Genomic DNA, 21,241 nt, shown 5'->3' with positions numbered 1-21,241 from the left:
CCGGCTTTTTGTTATTTGATTCCGCACCACCGCCGGGTCTGAATTCATGCCTCTGGGCACGCTCGATCGCACAGCGCCACCCCTGTTCAACCAGGGGCAGTCGGCACTCAGCAAGCTGATCCTCTTCAGCGCGCTGTCCCTGTTCCTCATGGTGGCCGACGCGCGCTTCCACATCGTGCAGCCCATCCGCGCTGGCATCGGCGCGGTGCTGTACCCGGTGCAATGGGTGGCGCTGAAGCCGGTGCAGGCCCTGCTGGGCGGCAGCCGCTACCTCGAAGACCTGCAGACCGCCCAGCGCAACGAGGCCGACGCCCGCAAGGCGCTCATGATGCAGGCCGAGCGCGCCGCCCAGGCCGACACGCTGGCCCAGGACAACGCCCGCCTGCGCGAATTGCTCGAACTGCGCCAGGCCACGACCACCCCGGGCCGCGCGGCCGAGGTGCTGTACGACGCGGCCGACCCCTACACCCGCAAGATCGTGATCGACCAGGGCATGACCCAGGGCGTGGTGGCCGGCTCGCCGGTGATCGACGCGCGCGGCGTGCTTGGCCAGGTCACGCAGGTGCTGCCCTTCACGAGCGAGGTCACGCTGGTGATCGACCGCGACCTGGCCATTCCCGTGCAGAACACCCGCACCGGCGTGCGCAGCGTGGCTTTCGGCGACGCCTCGGCCCATGGCGGCGGCCTGGAGCTGCGTTTCATGGCCGCCAATGCCGACCTGCAGGAGGGCGACCTGCTCTCCACCAGCGGCGTCGACGGCATCTATCCCACCGGCCTGCCGGTCGCGAAGATCGAGCGCATCGAGCGCCGCGCCGATTCGGCCTTCGCCCGCATCTACTGCGTGCCGCTGGCCCATGTGACGGCCGCGCGCTACGTGCTGGTGCTCGAGCCCACCGGCGCACCCACCGCGCCGCCGCCCGCGCCGCCCGCCACCACCCAGCGCAAGCGGCCGGAAGGCAAGCCCGGCGCGGGCAAGAACGAAAAGAAGCCGGGAGAACGTCGATGATCAAGCGTCCCGGCCAGCAGCAGCTCCTGCTGCCCGTCAGCCCCTTCTTCATGTGGACCAGCCTCGTGGTGGCGCTGCTCGTCAACATGGTGCCGATCGGCCGGGCCGTCTGGATGCCCGACCTGCTGGCACTGGTGATCGTGTTCTGGGGCGTGCACCAGCCCATGCGCGTGGGCATAGGCGCGGCCTTCGTCTTCGGCCTGTGCATGGACGTGCACCAGTCGTCGATGCTGGGCCAGCATGCGCTGTCCTACACCACGCTGGGCTTCTTCGCGATCACTATCCACCGGCGCCTGCTCTGGTATCCGGTGTTCTCGCAGGCGCTGCAGGTGCTGCCGCTCTTTGCGCTGTCGCAGCTGATCGAGGTCGTCACGCGGATGATCGGCGGCGGGGTGTTCCCGGGCTGGACGGTGCTGATTTCGCCAGCCGTCGAGGCAGCGCTCTGGCCCTTGGTCACCGCACTGTTACTCGCCCCGCAGCGCCGCACCCCGGAACCGGACGAGAACCGCCCGCTATGAGTTCGCCCCCAGGCTCCGCGCACTTCGTGTCGCTTCGCCAACCCCCTCGCCGGGGGCAACACCGGCGGCCGGGCAAAGCCCGTTCCGCGGTGTTCCCCAGTCAATCCGTCCTGCTTTCGTGCGGCATTCGGCTCCTATTTGCCATCGCACCTGCGCGCGCCTAAGCTCCCACCGCCATGACCGAAATCCGCAACGTCGCCGCCGACCTCGCGCGCTTCAAGCGCCGTGTGATCGTCATCGGGCTGGCGGTGTTGTTCGCGTTTAGCCTGCTGTGCGCGCGGCTGGTGTACCTGCAGGTCACGCGGCATGAAGACCTGGCCGAGCAGGCCGAGAGCAACCGCACGGCGGTGGTGCCTGTGGTGCCGAACCGGGGCTTGATCCTCGACCGCAACGGCATCGTGCTGGCGTCCAACTATTCGGCCTACACGCTGGAGATCACGCCCTCCAAGGTCAACGACGTCGAGGAAACCATCGACAGCCTGACCCAGGTGCTCGAAGTGTCGCCGCGCGACCGCCGCCGCTTCAAGCGCCTGCGCGAAGACTCGCGCAGCTTCGACTCCATCCCCATCCGCACCCGCCTGAGCGACGAGGAAGTCGCGCGCTTCGCGGCCCAGCGCTACCGCTTCCCGGGCGTGGAAATCAAGGCGCGGCTGTTCCGCAACTATCCGCAGGGCGAGCTGGCCTCGCACGTGCTCGGCTACATCGGCCGCATCAACCAGCGCGAGAAGACCGCGATGGAAGACTGGGACGAGGAAGAGCAGGCCAACTACAAGGGCACCGACTACATCGGCAAGCTCGGCATCGAGCAGAGCTACGAAAAGACGCTGCACGGCCAGACCGGCGTCGAGCAGATGGAAACCTCCGCCGGCGGGCGCGCCGTGCGCCGCCTGGCCAGCCATCCGGCCACGCCGGGCAACACCGTGATGCTGTCGCTCGACATCAAGCTGCAGAAGCTGATCGAGGACATGTACGGCGACCGCCGCGGCGCGGTGGTGGCCATCGACCCCAAGACCGGCGAGGTGCTGGCCTTCGTGAGCAAGCCCACATTCGACCCCAACCTGTTCGTCGAGGGCATCGACAACGAGAGCTGGGCCGCGCTGACCGAATCGATCGACAAGCCGCTGCTGAACCGTGCCCTGCGCGGCACCTATCCGCCCGGCTCCACTTACAAGCCCTTCATGGCGCTGGCGGCGCTGCAGACCGGCAAGCGCGGCCCCAGCGTGGTGGTGAACGACCCCGGCTACTTCAACTTCGGCGGCCACCGCTTCGGCAGCCCCGAAGGCAACCTGGGCGGCGTCGACATGCGCCGCGCGATCCAGCTGTCGAGCAACATCTATTTCTATTCGCTCGCCAACGAGATGGGCGTGGACCTGATCCACGACTCCATGAAGCCGCTGGGCTTCGGCCAGATCACCGGCATCGACCTGGGCGGCGAAGTGCGCGGCGTGCTGCCGAGCACCGAGTGGAAGCGCAACGCCTACAAGCGCCCCGAGGCCAAGAAGTGGTACGCGGGCGAGACCATCTCGCTGGGCATCGGGCAGGGCTACAACAGCTTCACGATGCTGCAGCTGGCGCAGGCCACGGCCATCGTGGCGGACGGCGGCCTCAAGCACAAGCCGCACCTCGTGCTGGCCACGCGCAACACGGTGAGCGGGCAGGTGGTGCCGATGCCGCAGCCGCCGGCGGAAAACCTCGGCTACACGGCGTCGGCCATTTCGGTGATCCGCGAGGGCCTGACCAGCGTGGTCACCAGCGGCACGGCGCGCGGCGTGTTCGCGGGCGCGCTCTACCAGGCGGCCGGCAAGACCGGCACGGCGCAGGCCGTGACGCAGGCCCAGAACACCAAGTACAACGCCCGCGCGCTCGAAGAGCACCAGCGGGACCACGCGCTGTTCATGGGCTTCGCGCCGGTGAACGACCCGAAGATCGCCATTGCCGTGATCGTCGAGAACGCGGGCTGGGGCGCGGGCGCCGCGGCGCCCATCGCGCGCCGGGTGTTCGACTACTGGCTCGCCGACCAGTACCCGAGCGAGGCCGACATGGCGGCCCTGAAGATCGGCAAGGCGACCGCGCCGATCGGCAAGCCCCGCGTGGCGAGCGAAGTGGCGTGGCCGGCGGCGGCAACGACAACGCCCGCCACCGCGCCCTGAGACATCAAACCACCGTGCCGCTGACTTCGCCCAGGCCGATGCGTACGGCTCCGGCGCGCTCGCAGTAGCCGCGGATCACCAGCGTGTCGCCGTCTTCCAGGAACGTGCGCTTCTCGCCGTTCGCCAGCGTGATCGGCTGCTTGCCTCCCAGCGTCAGCTCGATCAGCGAGCCCGCCTCGCCGGGCCCGGGGCCCGACAGCGTGCCCGAACCCAGCAGGTCGCCCGGCTGCAGGTTGCAGCCGTTCACCGTGTGGTGCGCGATGAGCTGAGCGGCGGTCCAGTAGGCGGCTTGGGTGGTGTTGCTGCGCGTGAGACGCACGGGCGCCTCGCCGGCCGCGCGCATCTTCGCGGTCTGCAGCAGCACTTCGAGCGTGATGTCGAGTGCGCCGCTTTCGCGGTTGGCGGGCGAGTCGAGGTAGGGCAGCGGCTGCGGGTCGCCGGCAGGCCGCTCGAACTTCGCGCGGAACGGCGCCAGCGCCTCGGCCGTCACGATCCACGGCGACAGCGTGCTCGCGAAATTCTTCGACAGGAAGGGGCCGAGCGGCTGGTATTCCCAGGCCTGAATGTCGCGCGCCGACCAGTCGTTGAGCAGCGTCACGCCGAACAGGTGGTCTTCCGCCTCGCCGATGGCAATGGGCTCGCCCTGCGCGTTGCCCTGGCCGACCAGGAAGCCCAGCTCCAGTTCGTAGTCGAGCCGCTTGCAAGGGCCGAAGCTGGGCGTTTCCGCGTCCGGCGCCTTGGTCTGGCCCTGCGGGCGCTTGAAGCTCTGGCCGCTGATGCCGATCGACGAGGCGCGGCCGTGATAGCCGATGGGCACCCACTTGTAGTTGGGCATCAGCGGCTGGTCGGGGCGGAACAGCTTGCCGATGGTGGTCGCGTGGTGGATGCCGGTGTAGAAGTCGGTGTAGTCGCCGATGCGGCAGGGCACCGTCATCTCGGCCTTGGCCTGCGCCAGCAGCGCCTTCGACCATGCGGCCTGCCTGTCGCTGCCTTCGGCCAGGCCGGCCGAGATGGCGGCGCGCAGGGCCTGGCGGTCCTTCACGCTGGCGTTCATCAGCACGTTCATGTCGTCGGTGTCGACGAGGCCGGTGGCGCGCAGGTCCAGCACCTGGTCGCCGATGGCGACGCCGATGCGGAAGGCCTCGCTGCTGCCCGCGGCGCGGAAGCGGCCGAAGGGCAGGTTCTGGATCGGGAAGTCGTTGCCGGCCTCGTTGGCCGAGGCGACCCAGCTGCGCAGCTTCGGGTCATGGGTGGCGTTCAGTGCGGTCATGTGTGTCTTTCAAGCAAATGTTCTATGCAGCCTGGGGTTCGTTCGGGAAACACCGCGGAACCGGCTTTGCCGGGCCGCAGGTGTTGCCCCCGGTACGGGGTTGGCAGCCACACGAAGTGGGCAAGCCTGGGGGCGAGCCTTACTCGGCGCTCATGCCGGCCTTCTTGGCGACGTCGCCCAGGCGCTTGTATTCGGTATCGCTCAGCTTCGCGAGCTCCTGCGGCGTCGAGCCGCGCGGCGAGAAGCCGGCCTGTGCCAGCTTGGCCTTCACGTCGGGCATGGCAAGCGCTTCGACGAAGGCTTCGTTGAGCGCCTTGACGACCGGCGCCGGCAGGTTGGCCGGGCCGTACACGCCGAACCACGGCTCCAGCGCATAGCCTTTCAGGCCCGCCTCGGCCATGGTCGGCACGTCGGGCAGCGAAGGCGAGCGCGCCGGGCCCGCCACCGCCAGCGCGCGCAGCTTGCCGGCCTGGATGTGCGGCAGCGAGGCCGGCAGGTTGTCGAACATCACGCCGATGTTGTTGCCCAGCATGTCGGTGATGGCCGGACCGCTGCCCTTGTAGGCCACGTGCACGAGGTCGGTGCCGGTCATCTGCGCGAACATCACGCCGGCCAGGTTCATCGAGGTGCCGGCGCCCGCGGTGGCGTAGGGCATGCCCGGGTTCTTCCTGGCGGCCGCGATCAGGTCGGGCACGGTCTTGATGGCCGAGGCCGCCGGCACTTCCAGCACGATGGTCGAGGTGCCCAGCAGGCTGATGGCGGTGAAGTCCTTGCGCGGGTCGAAGGCCATCGACTTGTAGATGTGCGGGTTCAGCGCATTGGTCGAAATGGCGCCGAAGCCGATGGTGTAGCCGTCGGGCGCCGCCTTGGCCACCGCGTCCATTCCGATGTTGCCGCCCGCGCCGCCGCGGTTGTCGATCAGCACCGGCTGGCCAAGCTTCTCCGACACCTTCTGTCCCACGGTGCGCGCCACCAGGTCGGTGGTGCCGCCGGGCGTGTAGGGCACGACGAACCTGATCGGCTTCGACGGATAGTCGGCCGCGTGCGCAAGGAAGGGCACGGCCAGCAGTGCGACGGCCGCCGCGCGGCGGGTGAGGGTGAAAACAGTCTTCATGCTTTGAATTGATCTTTCAGGCCGGCCCAGCAGTCGGCGTAGTCGGTGTCGAGTGCGCTGCTTTTCAGCGCGAAGTTGGTGGGAATGAACCGGTAGCGGCTCTCGAACATGAAGGCCAGCGTGTTGTCCAGCTTGTGCGGCTTGAGGTCGGCATTCGTGGCCTTGTCGAAGGCTTCCTCGTCCGGCCCGTGCGGCACCATGCAGTTGTGCAGGCTCGCGCCGCCGGGCTTGAAGCCGCCCGGTTTGGCGTCGTATTCGCCCAGCACCAGGCCCATGAACTCGCTCATGAGGTTGCGGTGGAACCACGGCGGGCGGAAGGTGTTCTCCATCACCATCCAGCGCGGCGGGAAGATCACGAAGTCGCAGTTGGCGGTGCCGGGCGTGTCGCTGGGCGAGGTCAGCACGGTGAAGATCGACGGATCGGGATGGTCGAAGCTGATCGAGCCGATCACCATGAAGTGCGCCGTGTCGTACTTCACCGGCGACAGGTTGCCGTGCCAGGCGACCACGTTGAAAGGCGACTGCTTCATCGGCGCCTGCCAGAAGCGGCCGCCGAATTTCTTGACGATCTCGTAGCCGCCTTCTTCCGATTCGAAGGCCGCCACCGGCGCCTGGAAGTCGCGCGCATTGGCCAGCCCGTTCGAGCCGATGGGCCCGAGTTCGGGCAGGCGGAAATGCGCGCCGTAGTTCTCGCACACGTAGCCGCGCGAGAGTCCGTCGGGCAGCGCCACCTTGAAGGCCATGCCGCGCGGCAGCACCGCGATTTCGCCGGGCTTCACGTCGAGCACGCCCAGTTCGGTGGTGACGACCAGGCGGCCTTGCTGGGGCACCAGCAGCATCTCGCCGTCGGCGTTGACGAAGGCGCGGCGCTCCATCGAGCGGCCGGCCAGGTACATCAGCGAGCCGATGCCGACCTGCGACTCGGCGTCGCCGTTGGCCGCGATGGTGTGCATGCCGTCGATGAAGTCGACGCCCGCCGCGCCGTCCAGCGGCTGCGGATGCCAGCGCAGCGGCTCGGGCGGCAGCGCGATCTCGCGGTCGGCGCCGGTGGTCCAGTGCGGCTGCGCATACGGCTGGTAGCGGCCCGACACCACCGAGGGCTGGCGGCGGTACAGCCAGGTGCGGCGGTTCTCGTGGCGCGGCGCGGTGAAGGCGGTGCCGGAGATCAGCTCGGTGTAGAGGTCGAAGGGGCCGCGCTGCGGGTTGTTTCGGCCCTGGGGCAGGGCACCGGGCACCGCCTCGGAGGCGTATTCGTTGCCGAAGCCGCTCTGGTAGCGCCGTTCGGAGGGCGGGGTTGCTTGGGTCATGGGTTTTCTCTTTCGAAAAATCGCGATGAGGTTGGAATGCGTGGATGCCAGGGAGCTCAGCCGGCGCGCGCCGCGTCGAAGGCTTCGCGCAGCACGGCCAGCGAGCCGATGTGGTTGGCCAGCACGAGCACCAGGCGCGCGTTGAAGGCGTGGCTCTCTTCGTTGGAAAGCCCCTGGTGGGCCTCGATGAGCGCCTCGTAGAAATCGTCGGGCGCCTCGAGGTTGGGCGTGGTGATCAGTTGCTGTGGTGCTTGCATGGCTTTCATGCCTTGGCCAGTGCGCGGTCGACGGCCGCGCGGATGAGGGTGGGCGTGGGGCTGCGCCAGCGCGCGCACACGTGCTGGTCGGGCCGCAGCAGGTAGACGGTGCCGGGCTGCGCGTCGTAGCGCCGCGTGGCGAGTTCGCCGTCGGGCGTGGCGTCTTCCACGCGCACCACGTGCAGCGGCAAGTCGCATTCCTTCAATGCCTGCAGGCTGCGCTCGGCGGCCTCGCCGCGGCCGAACACCAGCGCGGTGAAGCGCTCCACATGGCATTCGCGCAGCAGCCAGCCGGTGCCGCCGTCGGCGCGTGCCACGGGTGCGTCGGCCGCCGCTGCGCCGGGCACCATCGTGCCGGCGAAGCCATCGGCATCGGGCGTGTTGAGCGGCGAATCGCGCAGCACCGTGGCCACCGACAGCCGCCCGCTGTTGACCAGCGTGCGCGCAAAGGCATGGCGCCGGGTCAGCTCCAGCACCGCGTCGCGGAAGAGCCGGCTCACGTCGCTCTTGGGCGTGATGAAGTCGGTGGCGCGCGTGGAGTTGCGGATGTTCTCGTCGGCTGCGAACTCGCGCTCGATGGCGTAGCTGTCGAGCAGCGCACCCGGCGCCTGGCCCTGCACCACGGCCGCGAGCTTCCAGGCGAGGTTGTCCGCGTCCTGCACGCCCGAATTGGCGCCGCGCGCGCCGAACGGCGACACGCCGTGCGCCGAGTCGCCCGCGAACAGCACGCGGCCGTGGCGGAAGTGTTCCATGCGCTGGCAGGCGAAGGTGTAGACGCTGGCCCAGCCGATCTGGAACTGCACGCCCTCGAAGCCGATGCTGTCGAGCAGCGCGCGCACGCGCGGCGTGATGTTCTCGGGCTTGCGTTCTTCCGCCGGGTCGGCGTCCCAGCCGAGCTGGAAGTCGACGCGCCACATGCCGTCGGCCTGCTTGTGCAGCAGCACGCTCTGGCCGGGGTGGAACGAAGGGTCGAACCAGAAGCGGCGCTCGGTGGGCAGGTGCGCGTCCATCGTGATGTCGGCGATCAGGAAGCGGTCGCGGAAGATCCGGCCTTTCGCTTCCAGGCCCAGCATCTGGCGCGTATTGGAGCGCGAGCCGTCGCAGGCGGCGACGTAGCCGGCCCGCAGCCGGTACTCGCCCTCGGGCGTTTCCACCGTCAGCACCGCGCCGTCGTCGCCTTGCTCGATGCCGGTCACCTTGTGGTTCCAGCGCAGGTCGATCAGCGGCAGCGCGGCCACGCGCTCGACGAGGTAGCCCTCGACGTAGTACTGCTGCAGGTTGATGAAGGCCGGGCGCTCGTGGCCGGGCTCGGGCAGCAGGTCGAAGCTGTAGACCTGCTCGTCATGGAAGAACACCTTGCCCACGTTCCACGACACGCCCTTGTCGACCATGCGGTCGCCGCAGCCGAGGCGGTCGAACACCTCGAGCGTGCGCTTGGCGAAGCAGATCGCGCGCGATCCGCTGGACAGGGTGTTGTCGTTGTCGAGCAGCACCACCGGCACCTGCCGCAGCGCGAGGTCGATGGCCAGCGTGAGGCCCACCGGGCCGGCGCCGACGATCACGACGGGGTGGTGCGCCGGTGCCGCCGCGTCCTGGTCGGCGTGGCGTTTGTAGTCGAAGCGCAGGCTCTGATAGTCGATCACGTGTTGTCTCCGTGCATTTGTCTTTTTCTTGCCCCTTCCCCCGTTGGGGGAAGGTTGGGATGGGGGCACGCGGCGTTCACTTCGGACGCTCTGCCTGCCCCCGCCCCAGCCCTCCCCAGCGGGGGAGGGAGCGATGCGGGATCAGCCTTCGAGTGCCTTCCACATCTCGATGTCGCGCTCGGCCGTCCACACGCGCGGATCGGCATGGCCCGAGGCCTCGTCGTACGCGCGGCTCACGTCGAAGGGCATGCAGTGGTCGAAGATCACCCACTGGCTGTACTTGGGCTTGAGCTTTTCGTAGGTTTCCTTGTAGACCGCGTTCAGGTCGCGGCCGGCCTTCACGCCTTCCTGCACGCTGGCGTACACGTCGGAGATGAAGTCGCGCGTGCCGGTCAGGCCCTCGGCCACGGCTTCGGGCGTGGTGAGTGCGGCGCCGCGGCCCGGCACCAGCGCCACGGGCTTGAGCGCGGCGATGTTGTCCAGCGTCTGCGGCCAGTCCTTGAAGTAGGCGTCGCCGGCGTACGGCGTGGCGCCGAACTCGACCAGGTCGCCCGACAGCAGCGTGCGTTCCTGCGGCAGCCAGACGACGGTGTCGCCCTTGGTGTGGCCGCGGCCCAGCTGGATGAGCTGCACTTCGAGCTTGCCCAGCCAAAGCGTCATCTTGCCGGCGAAGGTCATGGTGGGCCAGGTCAGGCCCGGGGGCACGGTCTCGACGTTCTGGAACAGGCGGGGGAAGCGGCCGATCTCGCTGGCCTTGTCTTGTTCGCCGCGCTCGACGATCAGGTCGCGCGTGTCCTGGCTGGCCAGGATGTGCTCGGCGCCGTAGCCTGCCGCGCCCAGCACCCGCACGGCGTGGTAGTGCGTGAGCACCACGTACTTGATGGGCTTGTCGGTCACTTCGCGGATGCGGCGCACCACGTCGGCGGCCATGGCGGGGGTGGCCTGGGTGTCTGCCACCAGCACGCAGTCGTCGCCGATGACGATGCCGGTGTTGGGGTCGCCTTCGGCGGTGTAGGCCCAGGCATGTTCGGAGATCTGGCTGAAGGTGATCTTCTTCTCTTCCATGTCGGCCTGGCTGGCGAATTTCTTGGCTTGGCTCATCGGGTGTCTCCTTCGGTGGGGTGGTATTCGGGGTTCGTCTAAATCGAACGGATTCGCGGTTAACGAATTTTTGGAGTGTAAGCGCCGGATCAGTTAATGTCTAATCCCTTCTTCATGAACGAACAACCGGACGCCAAAGGCAGCCATGGCCACTGACACCGACCGCGCCCAGCGCGGCATCCAGAGCATCGAGGTCGGCGGCCAGTTGCTGCGGGCGCTGGTGCACCACGGCCGGCCGATGGCGCTGAAGGACCTGGCCCGGGAAGCCGACATGACGGCCGCCAAGGCGCACCCGTACATGGTCAGCTTCGGGCGCCTGGGCCTCATCGAGCAGGACCGCGCCAGCGGCCACTATCTGCTCGGCCCGCTCGCCTTGCAACTGGGGCTCATCAGCCTGCAGCAGGCCGACCCGGTGCACATCGCCACGCCGCTGATCGGCCAGCTCGCGCAGCAGATCGGCCACACCGTGGCGCTGGCCGTATGGGGCGCGCGCGGCGCGACCATCGTCCGCACGGCCGAGTCGCCGTCGCCGGTGCACGTGAACATGCGGCACGGCACGGTGTTCTCGCTGACCAACACCGCTTCGGGCCGGGTCTTCGCCACCTACCTCGATGCCGAGGTGGTGCGCCGCCTGCTCGAGGAAGAGCGCCAGCGCCAGAAGCAGCGCAAGGGCGGCGAGCCGCCGCCGCCCGCAGGCATGCCGCCGGTGCAGCCGCTGCCTTCATGGAGCGACTTCGAGCGCCAGCTAAAGGAAGTGCGCGACCACGGCATCAGCCGTTCCGACGGCGAGGTCATCGAGGGCGTGAGCGCCATGGCCGCGCCGGTGTTCGATCACACTGGCGCCATCGTGCTGGCCGTCACCGCCATCGGCCCGGCCGGCATCTTCGACACCGCGTGGGACGGCGAGATTTCCCGCGCGCTCAAGGCCTGCGCCGACACCGTGTCGCAGCGCCTGGGCGCCACCGCCGTTCCCGCCCCGGCGAACTCCCCCAGACCAGAGCGATGACACCCGTCACACCAGAAAACACCTCTACCTTCGAAGCAGTACAGGCGGCCGCACGGCTGCTGCGCGATGCCCGGCGCATCGTCGTGTTCTCCGGCGCCGGCCTGTCCCGCGCCTCCGGCATTCCGACCTACCGCGACGCCGACGGCCTCTGGAAGAGCCGGAACGCCCTGCAGTTCTCCCACGCCGAAGACCTGGCGCGCGACCCTGCCGGCTTCACGAAGTTCTGGGCGCAGCGCGTGTCGGTGATCGAGTCGGCGCAGCCCAACCCGGGCCACGCCGCGCTCGCGGCACTGCAGCGGCTGCGCCCCGCTACACGGCTCGTCACGCAGAACGTCGACGGCCTGCTCACGCTGGCCGGCGGCCAGGACGTGCTCGAACTGCACGGTTCGCTGCGCCGCTGGCGCTGCGACCACTGCGGCAACCGCAGCGGCCCCTGGCCCTTCCATCGCTGCCTGCGCTGCGGCTCGCATGCGCGCCCCGACGTCGTGATGTTCGGCGAGATGCTGAACGCCGGCGTGCTGCTCGACGCGCAGGTGGCCGCGCAGGAGTGCGATCTGTTCATGGTGGTGGGGAGCACCACCATCGTCTACCCGGCGGCCGAGTTGCCGCAGACGGCGCTGGCGCACGGGGCGCGGCTCATCACGCTGAACCTGGAGCCGCTGCCGCACCTGGACGATGCGGCTTCCGTGGTGCTGAGGGGAGCGTCGGAAGACCTGTTGCCGAAGTTGCTGGCGGGCCTGGGCTGAACGGGCCGCTCAGCCCTTCCTGCCGCCCAGCAGCACCAGCGCCCCGCCCACCACGATCACGGCCACGCTGGCCCAGGCGGGGAAGTTGATGGTCTGCTTCTCCTTCATCGAGAACTCAAGCGGGCCGAGCTTGGCCTCGTGGGTTTCCTTGGTGAAGCTGAAGCTGCCGAGGCCCAAGGCTGCGATGCCGGCCACGATCAGCAGGATGCCGACGATGCGTGTTGCGTTCATGGTGTAGCTCCTCCGTTCCAGCCGCAGGTTACTGCCGGGGCTGTTGCTGCTGCAACCGGTCGACCCACTGCACCACATCGGCCACTGCAGCGTCGCTGGCCGAGATCAACGCCTTCACCCCGCCTGGCGCGTCGGCGCTGGGGGCGGGGCTGCGCACGGTGAACAGGCGCTGGCCCAGCACCCGGTCGCCGGCGGGGGTACCGCGGATCAGCGTGGCGCGCAGGCGCACCAGGCCCACGCTGGCGCTGGCCGAATCGAAATAGTGCGTGAACTCGTCGAGCGAGATGCGCAGCGTGTCGGGCACTTCGCCCTTGCTGCGCGAGATGGTCGCGCTTTCTTCCGGGCCGAGCACCGTGCGGCGCTCCGACAGCGTGTCGCGCAGCCGCTGGCGCAGCAATTGCGCCGGCGGCTGGCTCCAGCGCGACTGGCCGTAGGGCCGCAGCTCGTTGGCGTCGGCGTAGCCCAGGCGATAGAGGATCTGCGTGCCGTCGAGCCGGCTGTTGCTCTCGAACTCGGCCAGCGCCAGGGTGGGGCGCATCTGAGCCGGGGCCGATGCCGGGGCCTGCGTGGTGGCGGCGGGGCCGGGGCCGAAGTCGTACAGCGCGGCGCGCGCGGGCTTGTCGGGCAGCGCGCCGCAGCCGGCGGCCAGCAGCGCGAAGCCGACGGCCAGCGCCGCCGCGCTGGCAGCGCGGCGCGGCTGCGCCAGGGATCGGATGGCGTGGATGGTGGCGTTCATGGTCATGATGGGCCTCTTCTCTCCCTCAGGGCCGCGTCGCGGCGGGGGCGCTGAAACCCGGCTCGCCCGGGCCGGCCGCCGTGCCGCCGTTGCCGAACAGCAGCGATTGCGGGTTGTCGTTGATGCTGTCGGCCGCACGGCCCAGCCGGCGGATGGCGTGCGAGGTGTCGTCCGCCACGCGGTTCACGCGCGGCAGCGTGGCCGAATTGAACGAGTCGACCGCCTGCGCCAGCGCCTTGGTGCCGTCGCTCAGGCGCTCGACCGGGCCGTCGGGCGCGTTCAGCCGCACGACGGTGGTGTTGAAGTTGTTGGCCACGCGCGAGACGTCGCCCGCCGCCTTCTTCACCGAGGCCATGGTGTCGGGCAGCTTCGTCAGCGCCGGGTTCAGGCCGGTCTTGACCGTGTTGTCGAGCGTCTTGAGCAGCGTGTTGGCGCTGGCCGAGGCGGCCGCGATGTTCTCCAGCGCGTCGGCCGCGCGCTTCTGGTTGGGGTCGCTCAGCAGCTGGTTGGCGCGCTTGGTCACTTCCTCGACCTGGTTGATGATGGCTTCGCCGCGGTCCTGCAGCTGAGCCAGCATCGACGGCTTGAGCGGAATGCGCGGCGGGTCGTCGTTGTCCGGCTTGAGCGACACCGTCGACTCGCCCTTGTCGTCCAGCGCGATGAAGGCCAGGCCGGTCACGCCCTGGTAGCTCAGCGTGGCAAAGCTGGAGGTGGTGAGCGGCACGCGCTCGTCGACCGTGATGCGCACCCGCACGTTGCCCTTGACCTTGGGGTCGAAGTCGATCGACGTCACCTTGCCCACCGCGATGCCGCGGTAGCGCACCATGGCCTGCGGCTGCAGGCCGCTCACGGCCTCTCGCGTGGACAGTTCGTAGACGTTGCGCACGGTGTTGTCGCGCGTGAACCAGATCACCAGCGCGACGAGCGCGGCAATGAGGCCGAGCACGAAGGCGCCGGCGGCGAGGGCATGGGCCTTGTTTTCCATGATGGCTACCTACCTTTCAGCGGCTCGCCTCGGCGGCGGGCTGCGATGCGAGAGATGCGTCGGCGGGCTTGTCGTGCAGGGCCTCCAGGGCGCGCTGGCCGCGCCCGCCGAGAAAATATTCGTGGATGAACGGATGCGGGTACGCGATGACCTCGCGCGCCGTGCCGGTGACGATCACCTTCTGGTCGGCCAGCACCGCGATGCGGGTGCTCAGGTCGAACAGCGTGTCCAGGTCGTGCGTGACCATCACCACCGTCAGGCCCAGCTCGCGGTGCAGGCCGCGCAGCAGGTTGCAGAAGCTGTCGGAGGCCTCGGGGTCGAGGCCGGCCGTGGGCTCGTCCAGCAGCAGCAGCGGCGGGTCCATGATGAGCGCGCGCGCCAGCGCCACGCGCTTGATCATGCCGCCCGACAGGTCCGAAGGGCTCATGTTGGCGTGCCGGGGCTCCAGGCCCACCATCTGCAGCTTCACCAGCGCCGCATGGCGGATCAGCTCGTCGGGCAGCAGCTTCAGCTCGCGCAGCGGAAACGCGATGTTCTCCAGCACGCTGAAGGCCGAGAACAGCGCACCGTGCTGGAACAGCATGCCCACGTTGGCCGCGCCCGAGGCGCTGAGTTCGCCGGGCTCCTGGCCCAGCACCTCGACGTTGCCGCGCGTCGGCTTCTCCAGCCCGAGGATCTGGCGCAGCAGCACCGTCTTGCCGGTGCCCGAGCCGCCGACCAGCGACAGCACCTCGCCGCGGTCGATGTGCAGCCGCAGGTCGCGATGCACCACCTGCTCGCCTTCGGCGTTCTTGAACACCGTCCACAGGCCGCGGATGTCCACCACGGTCTGGTCGGTGTCGGGGCGCACGGGCATGCTCATCGTGTCATCCCCGGAAGCCGATGCCCTTGAAGAGCACGGCGAAGAGCGCATCCACCAGGATCACCGCGGTGATCGAGGTCACCACCGACGAGGTGGTGCCGCGCCCTAGGCTCTCGGTGTTGGGCTTGACCTTCATGCCGAAGTAGCAGCCGATCAGCGCGATCAGCACGCCGAACACAGCCGACTTGGCCATGGCCAGCCACAGGTTGGAAATAGGAACCGCGCGCGGCAGCGCCGACAGGAAGTACGACGGCGAGATATTGAGCGCCGCGTCGGCCGCCAGCATGCCGCCCGCGAGCGCCGCCATCGAGGTCCACAGGCTGATCAGCGGCATCGCGATGGCCAGCGCCAGCACGCGCGGCATCACCAGCCGGAAGCCGTGGGGAATGCCCATCACGCGCATCGCGTCGAGCTCTTCGGTCACGCGCATCACGCCGATCTGCGCGGTGATGGCCGAGCCCGAGCGCCCGGCGATCAGCACCGCCGCCAGCACCGGCCCCAGCTCGCGGATCAGCGAGAGGCCGAGGATGTTCACCACGAAGGTCTCGGCGCCGTACTGCCGCAGCTGCTGCGAGATCAGGTAGGCCAGCACCACGCCGATCAGGAGCCCCACCAGCGCCGTGATGTGCAGCGCCGTGGCGCCGAACTGGTACAGGTGCCCGGAGAAGTCGCGCCACGGCCCGCGGTGCGGCGCGCGGATCAGCGCGCAGAGGTCGATCGCGAGCTGGCCGAGCAGGCTGGTGAAGTCGCGCATCACGATCATCGCGCGCGGGCCGTTGTGCGAAAACGCCCGTATGCGGTCGTTCAGCGTGGGCGAGGGCTCCTCGGGCGTGGCGACGGTGTATTGCGCCACCTGGTCGAGCACCGCCTTGTGCTGCGGCGCCATCTCCAGCGTGGCGGGCCAGGCGTGGCGCCAGTGGTCCCACAGCAGCTGCGCGCCGATGTGGTCGAGTTGCTCGATCGGGCGCAGGTCCCAGGCGCGGTCGTCGGCCGCCGGGGCTGCTTCCAGGCTCTTCGACAGCGCCTGCCAGGCCGGCTTGGAAGACATCGCCAGCGTGGTCCAGCGGCCGGAGGCCACGGTCCACTGACGGCCGTCCTGCTCATGCTGCCCGACGCGGGGCCACGCGCTGTCGGCGGCTGGAGCGTCGGCAGGCGGGTGGGCAGGGGACATAGGGCGGACGAGCAGGAAAGTTAACGAAAGCCAGGGTGCGAATCGCGCATCGTAACCGGGTGCATCCGGTGTGCACGTCTTGCAGACCCCTCGTTCGCGTAGGGCACCACGCCGTTTCTTCAGCTTTTCTTAATTAACACCTCGGGCGCGTCGAGGCTGCAGGCTCTCACTGGAACGCCCACCCGCTCAGGCCGCGAACCCCTCCGCCAGCGCCTCGCGCAGCCATGCCACGAACGCCGTCACCGCCTGCGGCACGTGCGTGGCATAGGGCCGTATTGCATACAGCCGTTCGCCGAAAGCGCCCACCGATCGCCATTGCGGCAGCACCTGCTGCAGCTTGCCCGACTGCAGCGCCGACTGCGCGCTGAAGTCGGGCACCAGCGCGATGCCCAGCCCGGTCAGCGCCGCGTCGCGCAGCGCCTCGCTGTTGTTCGCCACCAGCGGCCCCGACACCGGCACCGTGATGCGCGGCGCCGAGGCTTTGGCCTCGAAGTGCCAGGTCGGCGTTTCCTGCGCGCGCGGGTAGTGCAGGCAGTCGTGGTCGGCCAGCGCCTGCGGTTCGCGCGGCGTGCCGCGGCGGCGCAGGTAGGCGCGGCTGGCCACCAGCACCGATTGGGTTTCGCACAGCGTCCAGGCCACGTGGGTGTCGGGCGGTGCCGCCGTGTGGCGGATCGCGAGGTCGAAGCCTTCCATCGCGAGCGAACTGAGCCGGTCCGACAGGTCGAGCTCGATGCGCACCTCGGGCTGCGCGCGCAGGAAGTCGGCCAGCCGCGGCACCAGTTGCTGGCGCGCGAAGGCCACCGGCGCCGTCACCCGCACCAGCCCGCGCGGCATGCCGGCAAGGTCGCGCACGCCCGCGAAGCTGTGCGCGATCTGCTCGAAGGGCGCGCGCATGTCGTCCACCAGCCGCCGGCCCGCCTCGGTGAGCCGCACGCTGCGCGTCGTGCGCTGCACCAGCGGCGCGCCGGCCGCGTGCTCCAGCTCGGCGATGCGCTGGCTCATGGCCGCCTTGCTCACGCCCAGGCGCAGCGCGGCGGCGGTGAAGCTGCCCTGCTGCGCCAGCACCGTGAGCCAGTGCAGGTGGGTCCAGAGCGACTCGATATTTTGGGGTTTCATCCATCTATTGTTCGCCATGGTGAACAATAAATTCAAGTTTCGTGTCTAGGCGCGACGGGGCACGCTGCCTAAACTGGCCGCATTCCCCCTCTCGACCCGTCACGCGAAAGCACAGTCCCATGCCCACCACCAACATCGACCACTTCATCGGCGGCCAGCCTGCCGCCAACACTTCCGGCCGCACGCAGGACGTGACCAACCCCGCCACCGGCGCCGTCACCGGCAAGGTCGGCCTGGCCGATGCAGCGCAGGTTTCCGCCGCCGTGGCTGCCGCGCAGGCCGCCTTCCCGGCCTGGGCCGACACCCCGCCGATCCGCCGCGCGCGCGTCATGTTCAAGTTCCTGCAATTGCTCAACGAGCACAAGGACGAGCTGGCCCGCATGATCACCGCCGAGCACGGCAAGGTCTTCACCGACGCGCAGGGCGAGGTCTCGCGCGGCATCGACATCGTCGAGTTCGCCTGCGGCATTCCGCAGCTGCTCAAGGGCGACTTCACCGACCAGGTGAGCACCGGCATCGACAACTGGACGCTGCGCCAGCCCCTGGGCGTGGTCGCCGGCATCACGCCTTTCAACTTCCCGGTGATGGTGCCGATGTGGATGTTCCCGGTGGCCATCGCCGCGGGCAACACCTTCGTGCTCAAGCCCAGCCCGACCGACCCGACGCCCTCGCTGCGCATGGCCGAGCTGCTGAAGGAAGCCGGCCTGCCCGACGGCGTGTTCAACGTGGTGCAGGGCGACAAGGCCGCGGTCGACGCGCTGCTGGAGAACCCCGACGTCAAGGCCATCAGCTTCGTCGGCTCCACGCCCATCGCCAACTACATCTACGAAACCGGCGCACGCCACGGCAAGCGCGTGCAGGCTCTGGGCGGCGCGAAGAACCACATGGTGGTGCTGCCCGACGCCGACATCGACCAGACGGTCGACGCGCTGATCGGCGCGGGCTACGGCTCGGCCGGCGAACGCTGCATGGCCATCAGCGTGGCGGTGCTGGTGGGCGATGTGGCCGACAAGATCATCCCCAAGCTCATCGAGCGCACGAAGACGCTGCAGGTGCTCAACGGCACCAACCTCGCGGCCGAGATGGGCCCGATCGTCACGCGCGCCGCGCATGAACGCATCACCGGCTACATCGACCTGGGCGAGAAGGAGGGCGCGAAGCTGCTGGTGGACGGCCGCCAGTTCGACGGCAACAAGGCGGGCGAAGGCTGCGGCGACGGCTTCTGGATGGGCGGCACGCTGTTCGACCACGTCACGCCCGAGATGCGCATCTACAAGGAAGAAATCTTCGGCCCGGTGCTCAGCTGCGTGCGCGTGGCCAACTTCAAGGACGCGGTCGACCTGGTCAACGCGCACGAGTTCGGCAACGGCGTGAGCTGCTTCACCCGCGACGGCAACGTGGCGCGCGAATTCAGCCGCCGCATCCAGGTGGGCATGGTCGGCATCAACGTGCCGATCCCGGTGCCCATGGCCTGGCACGGCTTCGGCGGCTGGAAGCGTTCGCTGTTCGGCGACATGCACGCCTACGGCGAAGAGGGCGTGCGCTTCTATACCAAGCAGAAGTCGGTCATGCAGCGCTGGCCGGAGAGCATCGGCAAGGGTGCCGAGTTCGTCATGCCTACAGCCAAGTAGCATGCGGTGCGGCGCGAGGGGCGCCGCCATCCCGGCCAGTAATTTCGTCGAACAAAAAAGAGAGACAAGTCAAACGCCATGAGCGAGACCCAATTCGACTACATCATCATCGGGGCCGGCACCGCCGGCTCGCTCATGGCCAATCGGCTCAGCGCCGACAAGAGCAAGCGCGTGCTGCTCATCGAGGCCGGCCGCAAGGACGACTACCACTGGATCCACATTCCGGTCGGCTACCTGTATTGCATCGGCAATCCGCGCACCGACTGGCTCTACAGCACCGAGCCCGACGCCGGCCTCAATGGCCGCGTGCTGCGCTATCCGCGCGGCAAGACGCTGGGCGGCAGCTCCAGCATCAACGGCATGATCTACATGCGCGGCCAGTCGCGCGACTACGAGCAGTGGGCGCAGCTCACCGGCGACGAATCCTGGCGCTGGCAGAACGTGCTGCCGGCCTTCAAGAAACACGAAGACTTCTATCTGGGCGCCGACGAAATGCACGGCGCCGGCGGCGAATGGCGCGTCGAGAAACAGCGGCTGCGCTGGGACATCCTCGACGCTTTCGCCGAAGCCGCGGCCCAGGCCGACGTGCCGCACACCACCGACTTCAACCGCGGCAGCAACGAGGGCGTGGGCTACTTCCAGGTCAACCAGAAGAACGGCTGGCGCTGGAACACCGCCAAGGCCTTCCTGCGTCCAACCTGCTATGGCAGGCCCAACTTCGAGCTGTGGACCGGCGCGCAGGTGTCGCGCCTGCTGTTCGAGACGCTGCCCGACGGCACGCGCCGCTGCACCGGCGCCGAGGTGTGGAACGGCAGCGAGACGGTCACCGCGCAAGCCTCGCGCGAGGTGATCCTGAGCGCGGGCGCCATCGGCTCGCCGCAGATCCTGCAGCTCTCGGGCATCGGCCCGGCCGCGCTGCTGCGCCAGCACGGCATCGACGTGGTGCTCGATGCCCCCGGCGTGGGCGCCAACCTGCAGGACCACCTGCAGATCCGCGCGGTCTACAAGATCAGCGGCGCGCCCACGCTCAATGTGCTGGCCTCGTCGATGGTCGGCAAGGCGAAGATCGGGCTCGAGTACATGCTCAAGCGCAGCGGGCCGATGAGCATGGCGCCCTCGCAGCTCGGCGCCTTCACGCGCAGCTCGCCGGAGCACGAATGGCCGAACCTGCAGTACCACGTGCAGCCGCTGTCGCTCGATGCCTTCGGCGATCCGCTGCACAGCTTTCCGGCGTTCACCGCGAGCGTGTGCAACCTCAACCCCACCAGCCGTGGCGCCGTGCGCATCAAGAGCGGGCGCTTCCAGGACGCGCCGGCCATCGCCCCCAACTACCTGAGCACCGACGAAGACCGCAAGGTGGCGGCCGACTCGCTGCGCGTGACGCGCCGCATCGCGTCGCAGCCCGCGCTGGCCAAGTACAAGCCCGAGGAATGGAAGCCCGGCGTGCAGTACCAGACCGACGAAGACCTGGCCCGCCTGGCCGGCGACATCGCCACCACCATCTTCCACCCGGTGGGCACCACCAAGATGGGCGCCGACGGCGACCCGATGGCGGTGCTCGACTCGAAGCTGCGCGTGCGCGGCGTGCGGGGCCTGCGCGTGGTGGATGCGGGCGCGATGCCCACCATCACCAGCGGCAACACCAACAGCCCTACGCTGATGATGGCGGAGAAGGCCGCCGGCTGGATTTGCGGCGAGGCGCAGGACTAGCCCCGGCCGCCTCCATGTTTTCGAGGCGCGCCTTGGCGCCCTCGATCATCAGGTCCACGCCGATGTCGAACATCGCGTCCGGCCCGGCCTCGCGGTAGCTCGCGAAGGCTTCGGCCAGCAGCGGGCGCGAGGCCGCGGAGGCATCGAGCGCCTGCTGGCGCGCCTCGGCGTCGGGCGGCGCCGCCTGTTCTTCCAGCACGCAGCCCACCGTGTAGCGGCCCAGCGCGATCAGCAGCGTCATGGCCTGCGTTGCCGGCACGCCGCGGTCGACCACGGCCGCCAGTTGGGCCTCCACCATTTCCAGGTCGCCCGGATCGGGCTCGGTGCCGGCGTGCAGCCGCGCGCCGTCGCGCCGCGCCAGCAGCGCGCGCCGGAAGCTGCGCGCGTTCTCGCGCAGGAAGGTTTCCCACGATTCGTCGGGCAGCGGCAGCTGCCGCTTGTGGGCGCGGCGCAGCAGTTCGCTGTTCATTGCGTCGAGCAGCGCGCGCTTGTTCCTGAAATGCCAGTACAGCGCCGGCTGCTGCACGCCCAGCCGCTCGGCCAGCAGCCGGGTGCTGAGCTTGTCCATTCCGACCTCGTCGAGCAGCCCCAGGGCGGTCTCGAGGATCACTTCGCGGTCCAGTTTCATTCAGATGTGCATGCCGATGTCGATTCGGGAGGGTACTTCACAGCCCGGAATTT

20 protein-coding genes are annotated in these 21,241 nt (G+C 69.0%); 7 read left to right on the top strand and 13 right to left on the bottom strand.

From position 1 onward, the window contains the following. Nucleotides 1-46: 46 nt before the first annotated feature. The 3 genes from mreC to mrdA all read left to right on the top strand — a co-directional run bounded on the left by mreC (nucleotide 47) and on the right by mrdA (nucleotide 3,674). On the top strand, nucleotides 47-1,006 hold the full coding sequence (gene mreC / locus ACQY8B_RS22530) for a rod shape-determining protein MreC (RefSeq protein ID WP_422088743.1): 960 nt from the start codon (nucleotides 47-49) through the stop codon (nucleotides 1,004-1,006). Beyond that, complete coding sequence (gene mreD / locus ACQY8B_RS22525; RefSeq protein WP_422088742.1) at nucleotides 1,003-1,524, top strand: rod shape-determining protein MreD; 522 nt, start codon at nucleotides 1,003-1,005, stop codon at nucleotides 1,522-1,524. The genes mreC and mreD overlap by 4 nt, the downstream gene beginning before the upstream one ends. A gap of 176 nt (nucleotides 1,525-1,700) precedes the next feature. Next, complete coding sequence (gene mrdA, locus ACQY8B_RS22520; RefSeq protein ID WP_422088741.1) at nucleotides 1,701-3,674, top strand: penicillin-binding protein 2; 1,974 nt, start codon at nucleotides 1,701-1,703, stop codon at nucleotides 3,672-3,674. Nucleotides 3,675-3,678: 4 nt separating this feature from the next. Here mrdA and fahA read toward each other — a convergent pair whose 3' ends face one another. The 6 genes from fahA to ACQY8B_RS22490 form a co-directional block, all read right to left on the bottom strand. Continuing rightward, entirely contained in the window at nucleotides 3,679-4,944 is a 1,266-nt protein-coding gene (gene fahA / locus ACQY8B_RS22515; RefSeq protein WP_422088740.1) for a fumarylacetoacetase, read from the bottom strand. 139 nt (nucleotides 4,945-5,083) lie between these two features. Then, nucleotides 5,084-6,058 (bottom strand): Bug family tripartite tricarboxylate transporter substrate binding protein, encoded by a 975-nt coding sequence (locus ACQY8B_RS22510; RefSeq protein WP_422088739.1) that lies wholly within the window; start codon nucleotides 6,056-6,058, stop codon nucleotides 5,084-5,086. Further along, the gene (gene hmgA / locus ACQY8B_RS22505; protein ID WP_422088738.1) at nucleotides 6,055-7,365 is read right to left on the bottom strand and encodes a homogentisate 1,2-dioxygenase; all 1,311 of its coding nucleotides are present in this window, start codon (nucleotides 7,363-7,365) and stop codon (nucleotides 6,055-6,057) included. Before hmgA ends, ACQY8B_RS22510 begins: the two co-directional genes overlap by 4 nt. Before the next feature lie 56 nt (nucleotides 7,366-7,421). Continuing rightward, nucleotides 7,422-7,622 carry a DUF2783 domain-containing protein gene (locus ACQY8B_RS22500; protein WP_081267002.1) on the bottom strand — a complete coding sequence of 67 codons (201 nt, stop codon included), beginning with the start codon at nucleotides 7,620-7,622 and terminating at the stop codon, nucleotides 7,422-7,424. 5 nt (nucleotides 7,623-7,627) lie between these two features. Then, nucleotides 7,628-9,265: an FAD-dependent oxidoreductase gene (locus ACQY8B_RS22495; protein WP_422088737.1), complete on the bottom strand. Its 1,638-nt coding sequence runs from the start codon at nucleotides 9,263-9,265 to the stop codon at nucleotides 7,628-7,630. Nucleotides 9,266-9,406: 141 nt separating this feature from the next. Next, a complete protein-coding gene (locus ACQY8B_RS22490; RefSeq protein WP_422088736.1) occupies nucleotides 9,407-10,366 on the bottom strand; it encodes an MBL fold metallo-hydrolase in 960 nt (319 codons plus the stop codon). A 145-nt stretch (nucleotides 10,367-10,511) separates the two neighbouring features. Here ACQY8B_RS22490 and ACQY8B_RS22485 point away from each other — a divergent pair, with 145 nt between their 5' ends. Next, nucleotides 10,512-11,372 (top strand): IclR family transcriptional regulator, encoded by an 861-nt coding sequence (locus ACQY8B_RS22485; RefSeq protein ID WP_422088735.1) that lies wholly within the window; start codon nucleotides 10,512-10,514, stop codon nucleotides 11,370-11,372. Next, complete coding sequence (locus ACQY8B_RS22480) at nucleotides 11,369-12,118, top strand: SIR2 family NAD-dependent protein deacylase (protein ID WP_422088734.1); 750 nt, start codon at nucleotides 11,369-11,371, stop codon at nucleotides 12,116-12,118. The genes ACQY8B_RS22485 and ACQY8B_RS22480 overlap by 4 nt, the downstream gene beginning before the upstream one ends. 9 nt (nucleotides 12,119-12,127) lie before the next feature. On the opposite strand, the gene ACQY8B_RS22475 is transcribed toward ACQY8B_RS22480, so the two are convergent. From ACQY8B_RS22475 to ACQY8B_RS22450, 6 genes are all read right to left on the bottom strand, one after another. Then, the gene (locus ACQY8B_RS22475) at nucleotides 12,128-12,349 is read right to left on the bottom strand and encodes a hypothetical protein (RefSeq protein ID WP_422088733.1); all 222 of its coding nucleotides are present in this window, start codon (nucleotides 12,347-12,349) and stop codon (nucleotides 12,128-12,130) included. Between the two features lie 28 nt (nucleotides 12,350-12,377). Further along, the gene (locus ACQY8B_RS22470) at nucleotides 12,378-13,091 is read right to left on the bottom strand and encodes an ABC-type transport auxiliary lipoprotein family protein (protein ID WP_422088732.1); all 714 of its coding nucleotides are present in this window, start codon (nucleotides 13,089-13,091) and stop codon (nucleotides 12,378-12,380) included. Between the two features lie 19 nt (nucleotides 13,092-13,110). Further along, nucleotides 13,111-14,070 (bottom strand): MlaD family protein, encoded by a 960-nt coding sequence (locus ACQY8B_RS22465; RefSeq protein WP_106936057.1) that lies wholly within the window; start codon nucleotides 14,068-14,070, stop codon nucleotides 13,111-13,113. Nucleotides 14,071-14,086: 16 nt separating this feature from the next. Then, a complete protein-coding gene (locus ACQY8B_RS22460) occupies nucleotides 14,087-14,932 on the bottom strand; it encodes an ABC transporter ATP-binding protein (protein ID WP_422088731.1) in 846 nt (281 codons plus the stop codon). Nucleotides 14,933-14,936: 4 nt separating this feature from the next. Then, nucleotides 14,937-16,103, bottom strand: a complete 1,167-nt coding sequence (locus ACQY8B_RS22455; RefSeq protein ID WP_422088730.1) for an MlaE family ABC transporter permease — start codon at nucleotides 16,101-16,103, stop codon at nucleotides 14,937-14,939. Nucleotides 16,104-16,289: 186 nt separating this feature from the next. Continuing rightward, nucleotides 16,290-17,219, bottom strand: coding sequence for a LysR family transcriptional regulator (locus ACQY8B_RS22450; RefSeq protein ID WP_422088729.1), 930 nt, complete (start codon nucleotides 17,217-17,219; stop codon nucleotides 16,290-16,292). Between the two features lie 119 nt (nucleotides 17,220-17,338). Here ACQY8B_RS22450 and ACQY8B_RS22445 point away from each other — a divergent pair, with 119 nt between their 5' ends. Both ACQY8B_RS22445 and ACQY8B_RS22440 read left to right on the top strand, forming a co-directional pair. Then, on the top strand, nucleotides 17,339-18,850 hold the full coding sequence (locus ACQY8B_RS22445; RefSeq protein ID WP_422088728.1) for a CoA-acylating methylmalonate-semialdehyde dehydrogenase: 1,512 nt from the start codon (nucleotides 17,339-17,341) through the stop codon (nucleotides 18,848-18,850). Between the two features lie 78 nt (nucleotides 18,851-18,928). After that, nucleotides 18,929-20,560 (top strand): GMC family oxidoreductase, encoded by a 1,632-nt coding sequence (locus tag ACQY8B_RS22440; protein WP_422088727.1) that lies wholly within the window; start codon nucleotides 18,929-18,931, stop codon nucleotides 20,558-20,560. On the opposite strand, the gene tetR is transcribed toward ACQY8B_RS22440, so the two are convergent. Beyond that, complete coding sequence (tetR, locus tag ACQY8B_RS22435; RefSeq protein WP_422088726.1) at nucleotides 20,502-21,188, bottom strand: tetracycline resistance transcriptional repressor TetR; 687 nt, start codon at nucleotides 21,186-21,188, stop codon at nucleotides 20,502-20,504. The two genes, ACQY8B_RS22440 and tetR, sit on opposite strands and share 59 nt — an antisense overlap. Between the last annotated feature and the right edge of the window lie 53 nt (nucleotides 21,189-21,241).

The sequence above is a fragment of the Variovorax sp. genome (assembly GCF_965279555.1).
Lineage (GTDB): Bacteria > Pseudomonadota > Gammaproteobacteria > Burkholderiales > Burkholderiaceae_C > Variovorax.
This window is presented reverse-complemented; position numbering and strand designations above follow the sequence as displayed.

Bases quoted from the DNA above. Each gene is read 5' to 3' on its own strand.
- mreC (WP_422088743.1), top strand. From the start codon at position 47: ATGCCTCTGGGCACGCTCGATCGCACAGCGCCACCCCTGTTCAACCAG.
- mreD (WP_422088742.1), top strand. From the start codon at position 1,003: ATGATCAAGCGTCCCGGCCAGCAGCAGCTCCTGCTGCCCGTCAGCCCC.
- mrdA (WP_422088741.1), top strand. From the start codon at position 1,701: ATGACCGAAATCCGCAACGTCGCCGCCGACCTCGCGCGCTTCAAGCGC.
- fahA (WP_422088740.1), bottom strand. From the start codon at position 4,944: ATGACCGCACTGAACGCCACCCATGACCCGAAGCTGCGCAGCTGGGTC.
- ACQY8B_RS22510 (WP_422088739.1), bottom strand. From the start codon at position 6,058: ATGAAGACTGTTTTCACCCTCACCCGCCGCGCGGCGGCCGTCGCACTG.
- hmgA (WP_422088738.1), bottom strand. From the start codon at position 7,365: ATGACCCAAGCAACCCCGCCCTCCGAACGGCGCTACCAGAGCGGCTTC.
- ACQY8B_RS22500 (WP_081267002.1), bottom strand. From the start codon at position 7,622: ATGCAAGCACCACAGCAACTGATCACCACGCCCAACCTCGAGGCGCCC.
- ACQY8B_RS22490 (WP_422088736.1), bottom strand. From the start codon at position 10,366: ATGAGCCAAGCCAAGAAATTCGCCAGCCAGGCCGACATGGAAGAGAAG.
- ACQY8B_RS22485 (WP_422088735.1), top strand. From the start codon at position 10,512: ATGGCCACTGACACCGACCGCGCCCAGCGCGGCATCCAGAGCATCGAG.
- ACQY8B_RS22480 (WP_422088734.1), top strand. From the start codon at position 11,369: ATGACACCCGTCACACCAGAAAACACCTCTACCTTCGAAGCAGTACAG.
- ACQY8B_RS22475 (WP_422088733.1), bottom strand. From the start codon at position 12,349: ATGAACGCAACACGCATCGTCGGCATCCTGCTGATCGTGGCCGGCATC.
- ACQY8B_RS22470 (WP_422088732.1), bottom strand. From the start codon at position 13,091: ATGACCATGAACGCCACCATCCACGCCATCCGATCCCTGGCGCAGCCG.
- ACQY8B_RS22465 (WP_106936057.1), bottom strand. From the start codon at position 14,070: ATGGAAAACAAGGCCCATGCCCTCGCCGCCGGCGCCTTCGTGCTCGGC.
- ACQY8B_RS22460 (WP_422088731.1), bottom strand. From the start codon at position 14,932: ATGAGCATGCCCGTGCGCCCCGACACCGACCAGACCGTGGTGGACATC.
- ACQY8B_RS22455 (WP_422088730.1), bottom strand. From the start codon at position 16,103: ATGTCCCCTGCCCACCCGCCTGCCGACGCTCCAGCCGCCGACAGCGCG.
- ACQY8B_RS22450 (WP_422088729.1), bottom strand. From the start codon at position 17,219: ATGAAACCCCAAAATATCGAGTCGCTCTGGACCCACCTGCACTGGCTC.
- ACQY8B_RS22445 (WP_422088728.1), top strand. From the start codon at position 17,339: ATGCCCACCACCAACATCGACCACTTCATCGGCGGCCAGCCTGCCGCC.
- ACQY8B_RS22440 (WP_422088727.1), top strand. From the start codon at position 18,929: ATGAGCGAGACCCAATTCGACTACATCATCATCGGGGCCGGCACCGCC.
- tetR (WP_422088726.1), bottom strand. From the start codon at position 21,188: ATGAAACTGGACCGCGAAGTGATCCTCGAGACCGCCCTGGGGCTGCTC.